Source organism: Streptomyces blattellae, from assembly GCF_009709555.1.
Taxonomy (GTDB): domain Bacteria; phylum Actinomycetota; class Actinomycetes; order Streptomycetales; family Streptomycetaceae; genus Streptomyces; species Streptomyces blattellae.
The window spans coordinates 53627-70363 of sequence record NZ_WJBG01000242.1; the positions used below are offsets into that span (position 1 = coordinate 53627).

At 71.2% G+C, this 16737-nt stretch carries 17 protein-coding genes; 6 read left to right on the plus strand and 11 right to left on the minus strand.

The window, feature by feature from the left end; all coding sequences use genetic code 11:
- Positions 1–112: 112 nt before the first annotated feature.
- Together GFH49_RS35720 and GFH49_RS35725 are read right to left on the minus strand one after the other, a co-directional pair.
- Complete coding sequence (locus GFH49_RS35720; RefSeq protein ID WP_155060206.1) at positions 113–841, minus strand: type 1 glutamine amidotransferase; 729 nt, start codon at positions 839–841, stop codon at positions 113–115.
- Positions 842–857: 16 nt separating this feature from the next.
- A complete protein-coding gene (locus GFH49_RS35725; RefSeq protein WP_155060207.1) occupies positions 858–2096 on the minus strand; it encodes a MurT ligase domain-containing protein in 1239 nt (412 codons plus the stop codon).
- Positions 2097–2207: 111 nt separating this feature from the next.
- On the opposite strand from GFH49_RS35725, the gene def reads away from it, so the two are divergent.
- A complete protein-coding gene (def, locus tag GFH49_RS35730; RefSeq protein WP_155060208.1) occupies positions 2208–2747 on the plus strand; it encodes a peptide deformylase in 540 nt (179 codons plus the stop codon).
- Between the two features lie 85 nt (positions 2748–2832).
- Here the strand turns inward: def and GFH49_RS35735 are convergent, their stop codons facing one another.
- The gene (locus GFH49_RS35735; protein WP_155060209.1) at positions 2833–3474 is read right to left on the minus strand and encodes a TetR/AcrR family transcriptional regulator; all 642 of its coding nucleotides are present in this window, start codon (positions 3472–3474) and stop codon (positions 2833–2835) included.
- 168 nt (positions 3475–3642) lie between these two features.
- Here GFH49_RS35735 and GFH49_RS35740 point away from each other — a divergent pair, with 168 nt between their 5' ends.
- A complete protein-coding gene (locus GFH49_RS35740) occupies positions 3643–4860 on the plus strand; it encodes an acyl-CoA dehydrogenase family protein (RefSeq protein ID WP_155060210.1) in 1218 nt (405 codons plus the stop codon).
- Between the two features lie 57 nt (positions 4861–4917).
- Here GFH49_RS35740 and GFH49_RS35745 read toward each other — a convergent pair whose 3' ends face one another.
- The 8 genes from GFH49_RS35745 to GFH49_RS35780 form a co-directional block, all read right to left on the minus strand.
- A complete protein-coding gene (locus GFH49_RS35745; protein ID WP_155060211.1) occupies positions 4918–5439 on the minus strand; it encodes a cupin domain-containing protein in 522 nt (173 codons plus the stop codon).
- Between the two features lie 7 nt (positions 5440–5446).
- Positions 5447–6661: a cytochrome P450 gene (locus GFH49_RS35750; protein WP_155060212.1), complete on the minus strand. Its 1215-nt coding sequence runs from the start codon at positions 6659–6661 to the stop codon at positions 5447–5449.
- A gap of 14 nt (positions 6662–6675) precedes the next feature.
- Positions 6676–7785, minus strand: a complete 1110-nt coding sequence (locus tag GFH49_RS35755; RefSeq protein ID WP_155060213.1) for a type III polyketide synthase — start codon at positions 7783–7785, stop codon at positions 6676–6678.
- Between the two features lie 74 nt (positions 7786–7859).
- Positions 7860–8096, minus strand: a complete 237-nt coding sequence (locus GFH49_RS35760; RefSeq protein WP_155060214.1) for a DUF6213 family protein — start codon at positions 8094–8096, stop codon at positions 7860–7862.
- Positions 8097–8121: 25 nt separating this feature from the next.
- Positions 8122–9507: an NADP-dependent succinic semialdehyde dehydrogenase gene (locus GFH49_RS35765; RefSeq protein WP_155060215.1), complete on the minus strand. Its 1386-nt coding sequence runs from the start codon at positions 9505–9507 to the stop codon at positions 8122–8124.
- Positions 9508–9581: 74 nt separating this feature from the next.
- Positions 9582–10040 carry an NUDIX hydrolase gene (locus tag GFH49_RS35770; RefSeq protein WP_155060216.1) on the minus strand — a complete coding sequence of 153 codons (459 nt, stop codon included), beginning with the start codon at positions 10038–10040 and terminating at the stop codon, positions 9582–9584.
- A complete protein-coding gene (locus tag GFH49_RS35775) occupies positions 10037–11575 on the minus strand; it encodes an ATP-dependent DNA ligase (protein ID WP_155060217.1) in 1539 nt (512 codons plus the stop codon). The genes GFH49_RS35770 and GFH49_RS35775 overlap by 4 nt, the downstream gene beginning before the upstream one ends.
- Positions 11576–11809: 234 nt before the next feature.
- Positions 11810–12733, minus strand: a complete 924-nt coding sequence (locus GFH49_RS35780) for an NAD(P)/FAD-dependent oxidoreductase (RefSeq protein WP_155060218.1) — start codon at positions 12731–12733, stop codon at positions 11810–11812.
- Between the two features lie 78 nt (positions 12734–12811).
- Between GFH49_RS35780 and GFH49_RS35785 the strand changes: the two genes are divergently transcribed.
- From GFH49_RS35785 to GFH49_RS35800, 4 genes are all read left to right on the plus strand, one after another.
- On the plus strand, positions 12812–13393 hold the full coding sequence (locus GFH49_RS35785) for a helix-turn-helix domain-containing protein (protein WP_155060219.1): 582 nt from the start codon (positions 12812–12814) through the stop codon (positions 13391–13393).
- 84 nt (positions 13394–13477) lie between these two features.
- Positions 13478–14455 carry an NADPH:quinone oxidoreductase family protein gene (locus GFH49_RS35790; RefSeq protein ID WP_155060220.1) on the plus strand — a complete coding sequence of 326 codons (978 nt, stop codon included), beginning with the start codon at positions 13478–13480 and terminating at the stop codon, positions 14453–14455.
- Positions 14452–15633: an acyl-CoA dehydrogenase family protein gene (locus tag GFH49_RS35795; RefSeq protein ID WP_155060221.1), complete on the plus strand. Its 1182-nt coding sequence runs from the start codon at positions 14452–14454 to the stop codon at positions 15631–15633. The genes GFH49_RS35790 and GFH49_RS35795 overlap by 4 nt, the downstream gene beginning before the upstream one ends.
- Positions 15630–16709 (plus strand): acyl-CoA dehydrogenase family protein, encoded by a 1080-nt coding sequence (locus GFH49_RS35800; RefSeq protein WP_155060222.1) that lies wholly within the window; start codon positions 15630–15632, stop codon positions 16707–16709. Before GFH49_RS35795 ends, GFH49_RS35800 begins: the two co-directional genes overlap by 4 nt.
- Positions 16710–16737 lie beyond the last annotated feature (28 nt).

Genomic DNA, 16737 nt, shown 5'->3' on the forward strand with positions numbered 1-16737 from the left:
GGGGGCGGGACCGAACCGTGCGTCCGCCTGCTGGACGACCCCGCTCACCTGTGCGGACACCTCGTCAGACGGGCTGGTGAAGCCTGGCCGGCGCCCAGGTGCACAAGGCGGTTCAGGCAGGCTGCTGCGCCGCCGCGATGCGCTCGCTCCGCAGCGCCTCGTACCACCGGTCGTCGGTCGGCGGCAGCGCGTTCACGTCGAGTGCCAGCTTCAGCAGCAGGTCGGCGATGAGCGGGTTCCGGGCCAGCACCGGGCCGTGCATGTACGTACCGAACACCGTGTCGTTGTACGCGCCCTCGGTGCCGTCTCCGGTGCCGTTGCCCTTGCCGAGCTTCACCTGGGCGAGGGGGCGCGCGGTGGGGCCGAGATGAGTGACGCCCTGGTGGTTCTCGAAGCCGGTCAGCTGCGGCAGGCCCAGGCGCGGGTCGATGTCCGCGAGCACGTCGCCGACGCACCGCTCGCCCTCGCCCCGTACCGAGACCACGTCGAGCAGCCCGAGACCGGGCTCGCGCTGGCCCAGGTCGTTGATGAACTCGTGGCCGAGGATCTGGTAGCCCGCGCACACCGAGAACACGATCGCGCCGTTGCCGACGGCGCGGTGCAGCCCGCCGTCCCGGCGCAGGCGTTCGGCCGCGAGCCGCTGGGGCCGGTCCTCGCCGCCGCCGATCAGGTAGATGTCGCCGGATGTCGGGATCGGCTGGTCGCTGCGGACGTCCAGGCGGGCCACGTCGAGGCCGCGCTGCCGGGCCCGGCGCTCCACCACCAGGGCGTTGCCCTGGTCGCCGTACGTGCTGAGCAGGTCGGGATAGATCCAGACGACCCGCAGGCTGTTGTCGCTCACAAAAGTCCCCTGTGTGTCAGTTGCCGACGCGGCGGCGCAGGTCCTGGAAGGCGGTGTAGTTGGCGATGACCTCGATCCGGCCGGGCGGGCTCATCTGCACGGCCTGGTCGAGGTTCTCGCAGACCTGGAAGTGCTGGTTCGCGACTTCCAGGCGCACCGCGAGGTCCAGCTTGCGGTCGCCGATGACGCAGATCGGGTGCCCGGTCAGCCGCGTGTAGTCGACGTCCCACAGCCAGGAGGTGTCGGTGCCGTCGGCGCCGCGCGCGTTCACGGACAGGATCACCGGGGTGGGCGGCGGGTCGATGAGGGAGAAGGTCTCCAGCCAGCCGGCCGGGTTCTTCGCCAGCAGCAGCCGCAGGTCACGCTGCTGGAACTGCACCACGTCATAGCGCCCGGCCACGGCCTGCACCTGGTACATGCGCTCCAGCGCGACCTGCGGCGGCACCCCGAACACGGCGGCGACGGCGGCCGAGGAGGCGGCGTTGGCCTTGTTGGCACGGCCGGGCAGCTGGAGGTGGATGGGCCAGGCCGAACCGTGCGGGTCGAGGACGTGGTCCCCGTTGAGCGCCCAGCTCGGCGTGGGCCGCCGGAAACCGCACTCACCGCAGAACCAGTCGTCGCCCGGCCGCTGCATCACGCCACCGCAGGACGGGCAGGACCAGGCGTCGTCCTTCCACATCTGCCCGGCGGCGACCCAGATCACGTTGGGGGAGGAGGACGCGGCCCACACCACCAGCGGGTCGTCGGCGTTGGCGACGACCACAGCCTTGGAGCCCGCGAGCCCCTCCCGCCAGTTCTCGGCGAGCATCCGGGTCTCGGCGGCGCGGTCGAGCTGGTCGCGGGAGAGGTTCAGCAGGGCGATGCACTTCGGGTCGGTGTCCCGGGCGACGCCCGCGAGGTACTTCTCGTCGACCTCGATGACGCCGTAGCGGGCGTCCGAGGCACCGGCCAGCGCGGAGGTGATGCCGGCGGGCATGTTGGCGCCGAGCGCGTTGGAGACGACCGGGCCCGCGGCACGGAGCGCCTCCGCGATGAGCCGGGTGGTCGTGGTCTTGCCGTTGGTCGCCGACACCAGGATCACGTCCAGGTTCTGCGCGAGCCGCGCGAGGAGGTCGGGGTCGAGCTTGAGCGCCACCCGGCCACCGATCACCGAACCGCTCCCGCGACCCGCGGCACGCGATGCGGCCGCGACCGCCTTGCCCGCGGTCACGGCCAGCTTGGCCCGCGGCGTGAGCGGGTCCGAGTTGCCTGCCATCAGTTCTCGATCCTCCTTGCGTACGCGCCGCGCCTCTGCCTGACGGCAACGTGGTGGTGGTCAGCCTATCGAGATCCATTCGCACTCCCGAATCGCCGTACCCTTGCGGCCATGCGAAACGGCTCCATTCCGGGCGCGCGCGGGCGCGTCCGGCACCTCACCCTGCTCGGTGCGCCGCTGCTGCGTGAACCATGCCGTGAGGTCACCGACTTCGGTCCGGCCCTCGCGGCACTCGTCGAGGACCTGTTCGCGACGATGTACGCGGCGCAGGGCGTCGGCCTGGCAGCGAATCAGATCGGTGAGCTGGTACGGGTGTTCGTCTACGACTGCCCGGACGACGAGGACGTACGCCACCTCGGCCATGTGGTGAACCCCCGTCTGGCCGAGGCCGGCGGAGTCGTGGTCCGCGGCCCGGAGGGCTGTCTGTCCCTGCCGGGCCTGGAGGCGGGGACGGAGCGGTACGACCATGCGGTGGTCGAGGGTTTCACAATGACGGGGGAGTCGGTGACCGTGGAGGGGACGGGCTTCTTCGCCCGTTGCCTGCAGCACGAGTGCGACCACTTGGAGGGCCGGGTATACGCCGACCACCTCACGGGGTGGCGGAGGCGGAGGCTGCTGCGGCAAGCCGCGCAAGCGCCGTGGGGGCGATGAGGATCGCGCGTCTGCGGGACGTCTGGGCTGGTCGCGCCCGCGCGGCGGAGCCGCTGTCGGCACAGCCCCGCGCCCCCAGGGCGTTTCAGAACCCCGGTCCCCCCATCTTGTCCCCCGCCGCAGCCAGCCGGCCCCACAGCAGGTCGGCCAGACTCCGGACCAACTCAGCCCGAGTACACGGCCGTTCCCCCAGCCACCAGTCCCCGGCAGCGTGCATCATCCCGACGATCCCGTGCCCCCACACCCGAGCCAGCTGCTGGCTCCCCGGACCGAGATCCAGCCGGTCCTCGATGACCTGGGCCAGCTCCTCGCCCATCCGCCGCAGCAGCGGAATCGAATGCATGCCGACATCGAACCCCCGGTCACTCGCCGACCCCTCGGACGGATGCATCAGGAACCGATACACCTGAGGACGTGCCTCGATCGCCGCGAGATACGTGTCGAGCGTGACCTCGACCCGCTCCCGCCGCTCCGCCGGGGCGTCCAGCGCGGCCCGCAGGGAATTCAGCAGCGCGTCGGTGTGCCGCTTGGCCAGGGCTGCGTAAAGACCGCCCTTGTCACCGAAGTGCCGGTAGAGGATCGGCTTGGTGATGCCCGCCTCCGCCGCGATCGCGTTCATCGAGGCCTGCGGGCCGTCGCGCAGCACCACTCTGTCCGCGGCCTCCAGCAGTTCGCGGCGCCGGCGGTCGGCGGAGCGCTGCTGATCGGTCGGCTGTGTGGTGTCCATGTGGTCTCCCCCTGCTCAGTCGGTGACGCCTGCGCAAAGTAACACTCATTACGCTCCTGACATCGAACTGGCTGCCGGGCGGCCGTCAGGAGTTGACTTTCCCTACCCGTCGGTAACAGACTGCTGTTACCGCAAGTAACATGATAGTGCGCCACTGCTGGAGGGGACATGGCCGAGTTCACCATGGAGCTCAACGACGAACAGAAGGAGGTCAGGGACTGGCTGCACGGCTTCGCCGCCGACGTCATCCGTCCCGCGGCCGCCGAATGGGACGAGCGTGAGGAAACTCCCTGGCCGGTCATCCAGGAGGCCGCCAAGGTCGGCATCTACTCCCTGGACTTCTACGCCCAGCAGTACTTCGACCCCACCGGCCTCGGCATCCCCATGGCCATGGAGGAGCTGTTCTGGGGCGACGCGGGCATAGCCCTTTCCATCGTCGGCACGGGACTCGCCGCCGTCGGCGTCCTCGCCAACGGCACCGAGGAGCAGATCGGCACCTGGATCCCCCAGATGTACGGCGATGCCAGCGACGTCAAGGTCGCGGCGTTCTGCTCCTCCGAGCCCGACGCCGGCTCCGATGTGGCCTCCATGCGGACGCGTGCGGTGTACGACGAAGCCAAGGACGAGTGGGTGATCAACGGCACAAAGACCTGGGCGACCAACGGGGGCATCGCGGGCGTCCACGTCGTCGTCGCGGTCGTCGACCCGGACCTCGGCTCCAAGGGCCACGCGTCCTTCATCGTTCCGCCGAACACGCCGGGCCTGTCCCAGGGGCAGAAGTTCAAGAAGCACGGCATCCGCGCCTCGCACACCGCCGAGGTCGTCCTGGACAATGTGCGGGTCCCCGGTTCCTGCCTGCTCGGCGGCAAGGAGAAGCTGGACGAGCGCCTCGCCCGTGCGAAGGCATCCGGCAGGGAGCGCTTGAAGAACGCGGCGATGGCGACGTTCGAAGCTTCACGTCCGGCCGTCGCGGCGATGGCGGTGGGTACCGCCCGGGCGGCGTACGAGGTGGCGCTGGACTACGCCACGACGCGTGAGCAGTTCGGGCGCCCGATCATCGACAACCAGGGCGTGGCGTTCCAGCTGGCGGACATGCGCACGTCCATCGACGCGGCCCGTCTGCTGGTCTGGCGGGCGTCCTGGATGGCGGTCAACGGCAAGCCGTTCACCGCGGCCGAGGGCTCGATGTCCAAGCTCTTCGCGAGCGAGACGGCCAAGAAGGTCACCGCTCAGGCGATCCAGATCCTGGGCGGCAACGGCTACACCAGGGAGTACCCGGTGGAGCGCATGCACCGGGACGCGGCGATCTACACGATCTTCGAGGGGACCAGCGAGATCCAGCGCCTGGTGATTGCCCGGACGATCTCAGGGATGTCCATTCGGTAGGTGCGCGGCTGCGGGTCGTGGGGGCTGGTCGCGCAGTTCCCCGCGCCCCTGAGGAGCTCACCTGTGCCGGAGTGGTGTGAGCTGCTGGATGTCGTACCTGGCCCGCAACTCCGCGATCGCCGCATGGTCCGGTGGACCCCCGTTCCCCAGGATCTCCAGCAGTTCCTCGAAGTACCGCTCGTGATCCGGCGGCGGGGACGCCTGGAAGAACATCTTGGCCTGGGCGTCCGTCGGGTTGGCGAAGGCGTGCGGGCACCCCGGTGGTACGACGATGACCGTGCCCGGCGTCGCACGTACCACCCTGTTTCCCGAACTCGACTCCCACCTCTGCCAGTTGTCGGGGGTGCGGATGCGCGGCTCGAAGGCGAGTACGTCCAGCTCGCCTTCGAGGACGTAGAACAACTCCTCGCTGCGCGTGTGCACATGGGCGCCGACGTCGAAGCCCGGCGGGACCAGCACCTCGAAGGTGGAGGCCATCCGGGAGTGCGTGCCGGTCACCTTGAAGGTCACATGCTGGGCGGGTGTCCGCACGACCCGGCCGTGGCCCGGTGGTACGAGGAGCCCCTCCGTCGCCGTCATCGGCGTCTCACCACGTCACGGGCAGGGCCTCGGGCCCGCGGATCAGCGCACCCTTCCTGAAGGGCACTTCCCGGGGCGGCACGGCGAGCTTCAGGCCCGGCACGCGGTCGAGGAGCGCGTCGACCAGGAGCTGGGACTCCAGCCGGGCCAGCATGCCGCCGGGGCAGTAGTGCGGGCCGAAGCCGAAGGAGACGTGGGGGTTGGGGTTGCGGGAGAAGTCGATCATCTCCGGCTGCGGGAAGACGTCCGGATCGCGGTTGGCGGCGAGATACGACACATAGATCGCGTCGCCCGCCCGGATCCGTACGCCCTTGATGCCGACGTCCTCCGTCGCGATCCGGGACAGCCCGACGGCGTTGCGGTGCGGGATGTACCGCAGCAGCTCGTCGATGGCCTGGGGACGGATCTCCGGCTCGGCGCGCAGCCGTGCCGCGAGGTCGGGGCGGGTCAGCAGGATGTAGAACATCTGCCCGCTGTTGTTGGTGACCGCCTCGCCGCCGATCTGCAACAGGACCGCGAGTCCGACGGCCTCCTCCAGCGTCACCTCGCCCTTGCCGACGGCCGCGCCGAGCAGTGACGCGACGTCCTCGCCGGTACTGCCCTCCCGCATGCCGATGAGGTCGGCGAAGTACGCGCCCATCTCGTTCTTGGCCTTCTCGCTGACGTCGGCGCCGTGCGAGGAGGACAGGATGAGCTGCGTCCAGGTGTGCATGCCGTGCCGGTCGGCGGCCGGGACGCCCATCAGCTCGCAGATCACCGCGATGGGGAAGGGGCTGAGGACCGTCGCGGTGAGGTCGGCGGGCGGGCCGTCCTGGAGGAGTTCGTCGACCAGCTCGTCCAGCATGCGGCGCGACTTCTCCCGCACCCGCTCCACGCCCTTCGCGGTGAACGCGGCGGCCACCGCGCGGCGCAGCCGGGTGTGGTCCGGCGGGTCGAGGAAGCCGACGGCGCCGCGGGCCGGGACGAAGTGCGGGGCGAGCCGGGTGACCTGCCGGTCCATCACGGCCTCGCGGCTGAACCGGGGGTCGTTGGTCACCATGCGTACGTCGTCGTAGCGGGTGACCAGCCAGGCCCAGCCCTCGCCGTTGGGCAGCTGGATCCGGGTGACCGGGCCCTCGTCCATCAGCTGGCCGAGGACCGGGTCGAAGTCCACGCCCGACAGGTCGAGCGCCGGCCAGTGCCGGACGGGGGGAAGGGTTTCGGTGATCGTCTCTTCGGTCATCTCACGTCGTCTCGTCAGTTGCGGTGCCAGCGGCCCAGGGCCATCTCGGCGGTGATACCGGGACCGAACCCGGCGAGGAGCCCGCGGGCCTTGTGCTCGGCGCCGCCCTCCTCGAACAGCCGGCGCAGCGCGTCCAGGACGACGGCGCTGGCGATGTTGCCGTACTCGGTGAGCGTCGACCGGCTGAACCGGAACGCGTGCTGGTCGACCTGCAGGAACTTGCTGAGGTCGTCGAGTATTCGGGGCCCGCCCGCGTGGACTATGTAGAAGTCCAGGTCGGCGGCGTCCCAGCCGTGCAGGCCCGCGAGGTCCTGGAGCGCCGGGGCGAGCGGCTCCATGGTGGCCGGCACCCGCTTGTCCAGCAGGAAGTGGAAGCCGGTGGCCCGGACGTCGTACATGATCCACTCTTCGGTCTTGGGGATCAGGTACGAGCCGTTGCGCTCCAGCGTGATGCCCTCGCCCCCGCGCCCGCGGACCGCCGCGGCGGCGATGCCGTCGCCGAACAGTCCGTTGGACAGCAGGGAGCCGATGCCGAGGTCGGTGGGCTGGTAGCACAGCGAGCAGAACTCGCAGGCCACGATCAGCGCGTTGGCCTCGGGGTAGGCCGTGCAGAAGTCGTGCGCCCGGTTGATCGCCGCTCCGCCGGCCGCGCAGCCCAGCTGGGCTATGGGGATCTGGCGGGTGGTGCTGTCGAAGTCCATCTCGTTGATCAGCCAGGCCGTGAGCGAGGGCATCATGAAGCCCGTGCACGACACGTAGATGATCACGTCGATGTCGGTGGTGAGCAGCTCCGCGTCGTCGAGCGCCCGCTGTACGACTGCCGGGACCCGGGCCTTCGCCTCGGCCACGTAGACCTTGTTGCGATGCTCGAAGCCCGGGTGCTTCAGGGTCTCCTCGATCGGCTGCACGATGTGCCGGGTGCGTACGCCGGTGTTCTCGATCAGCCGGAGGGCCAGCGGCAGTTGGGGGTGGTCGGAGTGGCGGGAGCGTGCCAGCTCCAGCGTCTCCTCCATCGTGATCACGTGCTCTGGAACGGACACCGAGGGTCTGCACAAAGTCGCCATGAACCGTGCCTGCTTTCGCCTTCCGGAAGGCCTGCGCCCCCCGGTCAGAAGGTTGTGCATTCACGATCACCCGGCGGGGCGGCGATCTCGCGCCGGACTACTCCAAACTGGGGATCACTGGACTTGCCCAACGTCTACGGCGTGCCCCCGCTGCTGTGCGCGATACAGGCGACATCGATACGGTCGGCCAGCTTGGCCAGCTCGATCGTCAGCGCCGCCACGGTGTCCTCGTCCAGCTCCTCCTGCCCGGCCTCGACGAGGTGCAGCCACCGGGCACCCATGGTCCGCAACAACTTGCTGACATCGGCGGCAGCCACCTGCAAGGTCCCGCGGTCGTCGACGATCAGAGGCAGAGTCACTTCGCGGTTCACAAAGGGGATCGTAGCCGCGGAACCCTCACGCTCCGTGCCATACGGTCGTGATGTTGCAGAACTCGCGGATTCCGTGCCCGGACAGCTCACGCCCGTACCCGGACCGCTTCACCCCGCCGAACGGAAACGCCGGGTGGGACGCGGTCATCCCGTTGACGTACACGCCGCCCGCCTCCAGGTCCCGTACGAACCGGTCGACCTCGGCCCCGTCACGGGTCCAGACGTTGGAACTCAGCCCGAACGACGAGTCGTTGGCGATGAGCACCGCCTCGTCCAGGTCGCCCGCGCGGTACAGCGTGGCCACCGGCCCGAACGCCTCCTCGCGGTGGATCCGCATCTCGCGGTCGATGCCGGTGAGGACGGTCGGCGGGTACCACCAGCCGGCCTGCCCGGGACGTTCGCCGCCGCACAGCACGGCCGCCCCGCTGCGCACCGCGTCCTCCACCAACTCCTCCAGGTCGGCCCGGCCCTGCTCGCTGGCCAGCGGCCCGACCTCGGTCTCCTCCTCCAGCGGGTCACCGACCTTGAGCGCCCGCATGCCCGCGACGAACCGCTCGGCGAACGCGTCGTACACATCCGCGTGCACGATGAACCGCTTGGCGGCGATGCAGGACTGACCGTTGTTCTGCACCCGTGCGGTGACGGCGACTTGGGCGGCCCGGTCGACGTCGGCGGAGGGCATCACGATGTACGGGTCGCTGCCGCCCAGCTCCAGCACCGTCTTCTTCACCATGTCCCCGGCGACGGACGCGACCGCGCGGCCGGCGGGCTCGCTGCCGGTGAGGGTGGCGGCCCGCACGCGCTCGTCGCGCAGGATCTCCTCGACCGCGCCGGAGCCGATGAGCAGGGTCTGGAAGCAGCCCTCGGGGAAGCCCGCGCGGTGGAACAGGTCCTCCAGGTAGAGGGCGGTCTGCGGGACGTTCGAGGCGTGCTTGAGGAGGCCGACGTTGCCCGCCATCAGCGCGGGCGCGGCGAAGCGGACGACCTGCCAGAGCGGGAAGTTCCACGGCATCACCGCGAGCACCGGGCCCAGCGGCCGGTAGCGGACCAGGACGCGGGAGGCGCCGGAGTCCCGCACGTCGGAGTCGGCGGGTTCCTCGTCGGCGAGGAGCTTCGCCGCGTGGTCGGCGTACCAGCGCATCGCCTTGGCGCACTTCGCGGCCTCCGCGCGGGCCTGCTTGACCGGCTTGCCCATCTCGGTGGTCATGACGCGGCCGATGTCCTGCTGGTCCTCCTCAAGGAGATCGGCGGCCCGGCGCAGCAGCAGGGCGCGCTCGGCGAAGCCGGTCTCCCGGTAGGTACGGAACGTGGCTTCGGCGAGCTGGAGCCTGCGTTCCAGTTCTTCGGCGCCCATGGCCTCGTACGTCTTGAGCGTCTCGCCGTTGGCCGGGTTCACCGTCGCGATGGGCATGGCTGACCTCCTGAGGGCGGCTCTGGTTCGACCTTCCCGCGCGGCGCCGGGCACCGCAACGCGTAGGCCGCTGCTCAGCCCGAGTGCTCCGCCAGCCGGTCGAGAAACGCGGACTGCGCCTTGACGATCACGGCCCGGGCGCGGTCGAGCCCCAGCCACTCCACCCGGTCCAGCTCGGGGAACTCCTGCGTCCGCCCGGATCTCGGCGGCCACTCCATCCGGAAGGTGCCGGGGACCACGGCGGCCGGATCGAGGTCGGCCGCCACCGCCCAGACGGTGACGATCTTGCCGCCCGTCTGCCGGACCTCGCCCAGCTCGACGGCCTCGCCGTCCGGCGGCGGCAGCCCCAGCTCCTCCTGGAACTCACGGCGGGCGGCGTCCCAGGCGGACTCGCCGGGGCCGTACTCACCCTTGGGCACGGTCCACGCCCCGGCGTCACGCCGTGCGAAGAACGGGCCGCCCATATGCCCGAGCAACACCTCCAGGCCCTGGTCCGTGTGCCGGAACAACAGCAGACCGGCGCTCGTCCTCACGGGGTCACCCCGGGATGTGCGGCCAGCAGCGTCTCCACCGTGTCCGCCTCCTCCGGCCGCTTGTCCTCGCGGTAGCGGACCACGCGGGCGAAGCGGAGGGTGACGCCGGCCGGGTAGCGGGTGGACTTCTGCAGTCCGTCGTAGGCGATCTCCACGACGAGTTCCGGGCGTACGATGACGCCCCAGCCGTGGTCCTCGACGGCCAGCTCCGTCAGGCGCTCGGTCTGCCAGGCCAGCATCGCGTCAGTCAGACCCTTGAAGGTCTTGCCGAGCATGGCGAAGGAGCCGTCGGGGCCCAGTGCGCCCAGGTGGAGGTTGGAGAGCTTGCCGGTGCGGCGGCCGTGGCCCCACTCGGCGGCCAGGACGACGAGGTCGAGGGTGTGCACCGGCTTGACCTTCAGCCAGGACGCGCCGCGCCGGCCCGCGCTGTAGGGCGCGTCGAGGGCCTTGGCGACGATGCCCTCGTGGCCGCGCTTCAGGGTGTCGGCGAGGAAGGTCTCCGCCACGCCGGTGTCCTCGGGCCCTGTGACCAGTGTCCGGCGCACCCGCATCGGCTCGGGCACCAGCCGGGCCAGCTCCGCGTGCCGCTCGGCGAACGGCAGGTCGAGCAGGTCGCGGCCGTCGACGGACAGCGCGTCGAAGAAGACGGGGGACACGGGGACCTCCCTGGCCGCGGTGGCCACGTCCACGCGGGAGCCGACGCGTCCGGCGGTCTCCTGGAACGAACGGGGCCGCCCGTCCGGGCCGAAGGACATCACCTCGCCGTCCAGGATGAAGCGGTCGCCGTTCAACTCCAGGGCCGCCGAGATCAGTTCGGGCAGGCGGTCGGTGATGTCGTCGAGAGTGCGGGTGTAGACGCGTACGACGTCGCCGTCCCGGTGCACCTGGACGCGGATGCCGTCGAGCTTCTCCTCGACCGCGCACGCGCCGAGCCTGTCGACCGCCTCGGCCGCCGAGGACGCGCTGTGCGCCAGCATCGGCAGGACCGGGCGGCCGACGGTGAGCCGGAAGCGGTCCAGTGCCGCGGGGCCGTCCGCGAGCAGCGCCCGGGCGACGGTCTGCAGGGACCCGGCGAGCATCACCGCCCGCCGTACGTCCGCGGACGGCGCCCCGGTCGCCACCGCGAGGCCCTCGACCGCCACCGCGTCCAGTGCGCCCTGCCGTACCTCGCCGGTGATCAGCCCGAACAGGAACCGCTGCTCGTCCTGGGTGGCCGCACCCATCAAGTCGCCCACCAGCCGGGCCCGTTCCGTCTGCGAGCCGGGCCCGGACACCTTGCCCAGCTCGCTGAGCAGGGCGTCCACCTCGCGCACCGCCAGGGTGGGCTCGGCGGCCGGGGCGACCGGGCGGCTCAGCACCTTCCAGCCGACGCCGAGCCGCCCCTGCGGCAGCCGGCCCGCCAGATACGGGATCACGATCGGCACGTCGTCCGCCTCCGCGTCCCGGAACAGCTCCGCGAGCAGCGCGATCTTCCGGGACCGCGCCGAGGTGGCGGCGACGTCCCGGGACACCTGGGCCAGCCGGGTCAGCAGCATGCAGCCATGGTGCGACGGGCTCCGCCGGTTTTCACCCGGACGAACGGCCGTCGATCGTCTGCCGGTCCGTCTGGCTGGTCGCGCCTCAGCGCTTCGCTGGATGTGCCGTGATGTGCCGTCGTTCGACCGCGGCACCATCGTGGCTGGTCGCGCAGTTCCCCGCGCCCCTTTGGGGCGCTGGCGAACCGTAGCTGACTTCGCCGAGCTGGCTCAGGGCGTGTTTCGGTGGCCCGACTAGTCCCTGTCGTCAAGGTCCGTCATCAGCAGTTCCCCGTTGATCGTGGCGCCCGCCCGGTAGCCGCCGCTCGCCGCGTTCACGACCTGCTCGCCGAAACCCATCGCGTTGCCCGCGGCCCATACGCCCGGCACGGTCGTCAGCCCCGTCCAGTCGACCACGGGATAGGAGCCGAAGGGCGTCTCGTTCATCTCGGCGCCGAGCTTCTCCAGCAGCCCGGTCTGCGGGACCGCGCGCGGCGCGACGAACAGCACCTGACGGTCGTACGCCGAACCGTCCGCGAGCCGCACACCGGTCAGCCGGTCGTCCTCGACCACCAGCCCCGCGACCTCGCCGGGCACGACGCGCACGCCCGCCGCGGCCAGCCTGCGCAGGTCATCGTCCGGCAGATCGTCCTCGGCGACCTCGTGCAGGAAGAAGGTCACGTCCTTGGACCACTGGGAGACCATCAGCGCCTGGTGCACGCTCATCGGGCCGGTCGCGAGCACTCCGAAGGCCTGGTCGCGCACCTCCCAGCCATGGCAGTACGGGCAGTGGAGCACGTCACGCCCGAAGCGCTCGGCGACGCCCGGGACGTCCGGCAGTTCGTCCTTGAGGCCGGTGGTGACGACGAGGCGCCGGGCGCGCACCGTCCGCCCGCTCGCGAGCCCGACCGCGAAGCCCTCGCCCCCGGTGACGTCCACTGCCGTGTCCCGGACCAGCTCCACGCCGTACCGCGCGACCTCCTCGCGGCCGATCGCCAGGAACTCGGCGGGGGACATGCCGTCCCGGGACAGATAGCCCTGCATGTGCGCGGCGGGCGCGTTGCGTGGCTCGCCCGCGTCGACCACCAGCGTGCGGCGCCGGGCCCGGCCCAGGATGAGCGCGGCGGACAGGCCTGCCGCGCCGCCGCCGATGACGACGACTTCGTATGTCTCGGTCATGGTGACCACCTCCACGTCCGACGGTCGCGCCACCACTGCCATATTGACAAACGCATTTGCCGAAACTGCAATGGAGTCATGAGTGAGGACGACATGGACGAGGTGCTGGCGGAGGTCGGTCCGCGGCTGCGGCGGATCCGCAAGGAGCGGGGCGCCACGCTGGCCGGGCTCTCCGCGGCGACCGGCATCTCGGTGAGCACGCTCTCCCGGCTGGAGTCCGGTCTGCGCAAGCCCAGCCTGGAACTGCTGCTGCCGATCGCCCGGGCGCACGAGGTGGCGCTGGACGAACTGGTGGGCACGCCCGCGGTGCGCGATCCCCGGGTGCGGGCCGAGCCGATCAGGAGGCACGGCCGCACATACTGGCCGCTGACCCGCCAGCCCGGCGGCCTGCAGGCCTTCAAGGTGCTGATACCGCAGGAGCAGGAGGAGCCCGAGCCGCGCACGCACGAGGGCTACGAGTGGCTGTATGTGATGTCGGGGCGGCTGAGGATGATCCTGGGCGATCACGACCTCGTGCTGAACGCGGGGGAGGCCGCCGAGTTCGACACCCGGGTGCCGCACTGGTTCGGGTCGGCGGGGGAGGGGCCGGTGGAGTTCCTCAGTCTGTTCGGGCCGCAGGGGGAGCGGATGCATGTGCGGGCGCGGCCGAAGCGGGCGTGACGGACGCGACTGTTCCCTGATCGGCAAGCGACCGCTTAGTATGCGATGGACCTGGTCGGACGACGCAGTCTGTGGAGGCCCCGCATGCAGGCATGGCAAGTGCACGAGAACGGCGAGCCGAGCGAGGTGATGCGGCTGGCGGACGTGGAGCGGCCCACGCCCGGCGACGGCCAGGTCCTGCTGAAGGTGCGTGCCGCCAACATCAACTTCCCGGATGTCCTGATGTGCCGGGGGGAGTACCAGGTCAAGCCGCCGCTGCCGTTCACACCGGGGGTGGAGATCTGCGGTGACACCGAGGACGGGCGGCGTGTGCTCGCCAACCCCGCCCTGCCGTACGGCGGTTTCGCCGAGTACGTGGTCGCGGATGCCGCGGCTTGTCTGCCCGCACCCGATTCGCTGGACGACGCCGAGGCCGCAGCGCTGCACATCGGCTACCAGACGGGCTGGTTCGGCCTGCACCGGCGGGCCCGGCTGGAGGCCGGCGAGACCCTGCTCGTCCACGCTGCCGCAGGAGGGGTCGGCAGCGCGGCCGTGCAGCTCGGGAAGGCGGCCGGTGCCACCGTCATCGGTGTCGTGGGCGGTGCCGAAAAGGCGGCCGTCGCCCGGGAGCTGGGGTGCGATGTCGTCGTCGACCGCCGCGCCGAGGACGTCGTCGCCGCCGTGAAGGAGGCCACCGGCGGCCGGGGCGCCGACGTGATCTACGACCCCGTCGGCGGCGCCGCCTACACCCAGTCGGCCAAGGTCGTCGCCTTCGAGGGCCGGATCCTGGTCGTCGGCTTCGCCAGCGGGACGATCCCCAGCCCGGGCCTCAACCACGCGCTGGTGAAGAACTACGCGATCCTCGGCCTGCACTGGGGTCTGTACAACACCAAGGACCCGAAGCTGGTCCAGCACTGCCACGAGCAGCTCACCGAACTGGCCGCACGGGGCGCGATCAAGCCGCTGGTGAGCGAGCGGGTGCCGCTGGAGGGGGCCGCGGCGGCGGTACAGCGGGTCGCCGACGGGGTGACGACGGGCCGGGTCGCCGTGATGCCCGCACTGGAGAACGGAGCCGCCGCATGACCGACGCCGGAGAACTGCGCAACCGCACACGGGATGTGCTGGCCGCCCACCCACCCGCCACCACGGAACGCCTCGACTTCCTCAAGGCCCGCTTCGACGCCGGACTCGCCTGGGTGCACTTCCCCGAGGGTCTCGGCGGGCTCGGCGCCCCGCGTTCCCTCCAGGCCGTCGTGGACGCCGAGTTGGAGGCGGCCGGCGCCCCGGACAACGACCCGCGGCGCATCGGCATCGGCCTCGGGATGGCGGCGCCGACGATCCTGAAATACGGCACGGAGGACCAGAAGCAGCGGTTCCTCAGGCCGCTGTGGGTGGGCGAGGAGGTCTGGTGCCAGCTGTTCAGCGAGCCGGGCGCCGGATCCGACCTGGCCGCGCTGGGCACGCGAGCCGTCCGGGAAGGCGATCACTGGGTCGTCAACGGACAGAAGGTGTGGACGTCCAGCGCCCATCTCGCCCGCTGGGCCATCCTCATCGCCCGCACCGATCCCGACGTGCCCAAGCACGCGGGCATCACGTACTTCGTCTGCGACATGACCGACCCGGGCGTCGAGGTCAGGCCGCTGCGCCAGATCACCGGCGAGGCCGAGTTCAATGAGGTGTTCCTCACCGACGTCCGCATCCCGGACGCGCACCGCCTCGGGGAGGTCGGCGACGGCTGGAAGGTCGCGCAGACGACGCTGATGAACGAGCGCGTCTCGATCGGCGGCATGCGCATCCCGCGCGAGGGCGGCATGATCGGGCCGATCGCGAAGACCTGGCGAGAACGCCCCGAACTGCGCACCCACGACCTCCACCAGCGCCTGCTGAAGGTCTGGGTCGAGGCCGAGGTCGCCCGCCTCACCGGCGAGCGCCTGCGCCAGCAACTCGTCGCGGGCCAGCCCGGCTACGAGGGCTCCGGCATGAAGCTGTCCTTCGCCCGCCTCAACCAGGAGATCAGCGGCCTGGAGGTCGAACTCCTCGGCGAGGAAGGCCTGTTGTACGACGACTGGACCATGCGCCGCCCGGAACTGGTCGACTTCACCGGCCGTGACGCCGGCTACCGCTACCTCCGCTCCAAGGGCAACAGCATCGAGGGCGGGACCAGCGAGGTCCTGCTGAACATCGTGGCCGAGCGCGTGCTGGGCCTGCCCGCCGAGCCGCGCACCGACAAGGACGCCGCGTGGAAGGACCTGACCCGATGAGTGACCTTCTGTACTCGGAGGAAGAGGACGCGCTGCGCGCCGCCGTCCGTGACCTGCTCACCGACCACTGCGACGCGGCCGGCGTGATCGCCCGCACCGAGTCCGGCGCCCCGCACGACCTGTCCCTGTGGAAGTCGCTCGCCGACGGCATGGGCCTCGCGGGCCTGCTCGTCCCAGAGGCGCAGGGCGGCCAGGGCGCCACACACCGCGAAGTCGCCGTCGTCCTGGAGGAGTTGGGGCGGGCCGTCGCCCCGGTGCCCTATCTGACGAGCGCCGTGGTCGCCACGGAGGCCCTGCTGGCGTGCGAGGCCGGCGACCTGCTCGCCGAGCTGGCGTCCGGGCGCAGGATCGGCGCCCTCGCCGTCGCCCTGAGCGTCGCTCCGGACGGCGCCTTCAAGACCGTACGGCTGGAAGACGGCACCCTGCACGGCGAGTCGACCGGCATCGCGGACGCGTCGGCCGCGGACGTGCTGCTGGTGCCCGCGGACGACGGTGGGCTGTACGCCGTGGACGCCGATGCCGACGCCGTCACCGTCGTACCGCAGGTGTCGCTGGACCTGACCCGGCCGGTGGCGCGCGTGGTGCTGGAAGGGGCTCGCGGGCGCCGGGTGGGCGATGCCGAACCCGCCGTACGACGGGCGCTGCGGGCCGGAGCCGGGCTGCTCGCGTCCGAGCAACTCGGGCTCGCCGACTGGGCGCTGACCGAGACGGTCCGGTACCTCAAGGAACGCAAGCAGTTCAACCGGCCCGTCGGCGGGTTCCAGGCGCTCAAGCACCGGCTCGCGCAGCTGTGGCTGGAGGTCGTCAACCTGCGCGCCGCCGCCCGGAACGCGGCCGACGCGCTCGCGACCGGCGAGGACGTCGAGGTGGCGGTCGCCGTCGCGCAGGCCTACGCGGCGGGCGCCGCCGTCCACACCGCCGAGGAGGCGCTGCAGTTGCACGGCGGTATCGGGATGACCTGGGAGCACCCGGTGCACCTGTGCCTGAAGCGGGCCAAGGCGGACTCGATCGCCTACGGCACCTCGGGTGGCCACCGTGCCGCGCTGGCCGAACTGGTCGACCTGCGCGCCCCCTGACGTACACCTGGGAGTAGACCGCGAGAAG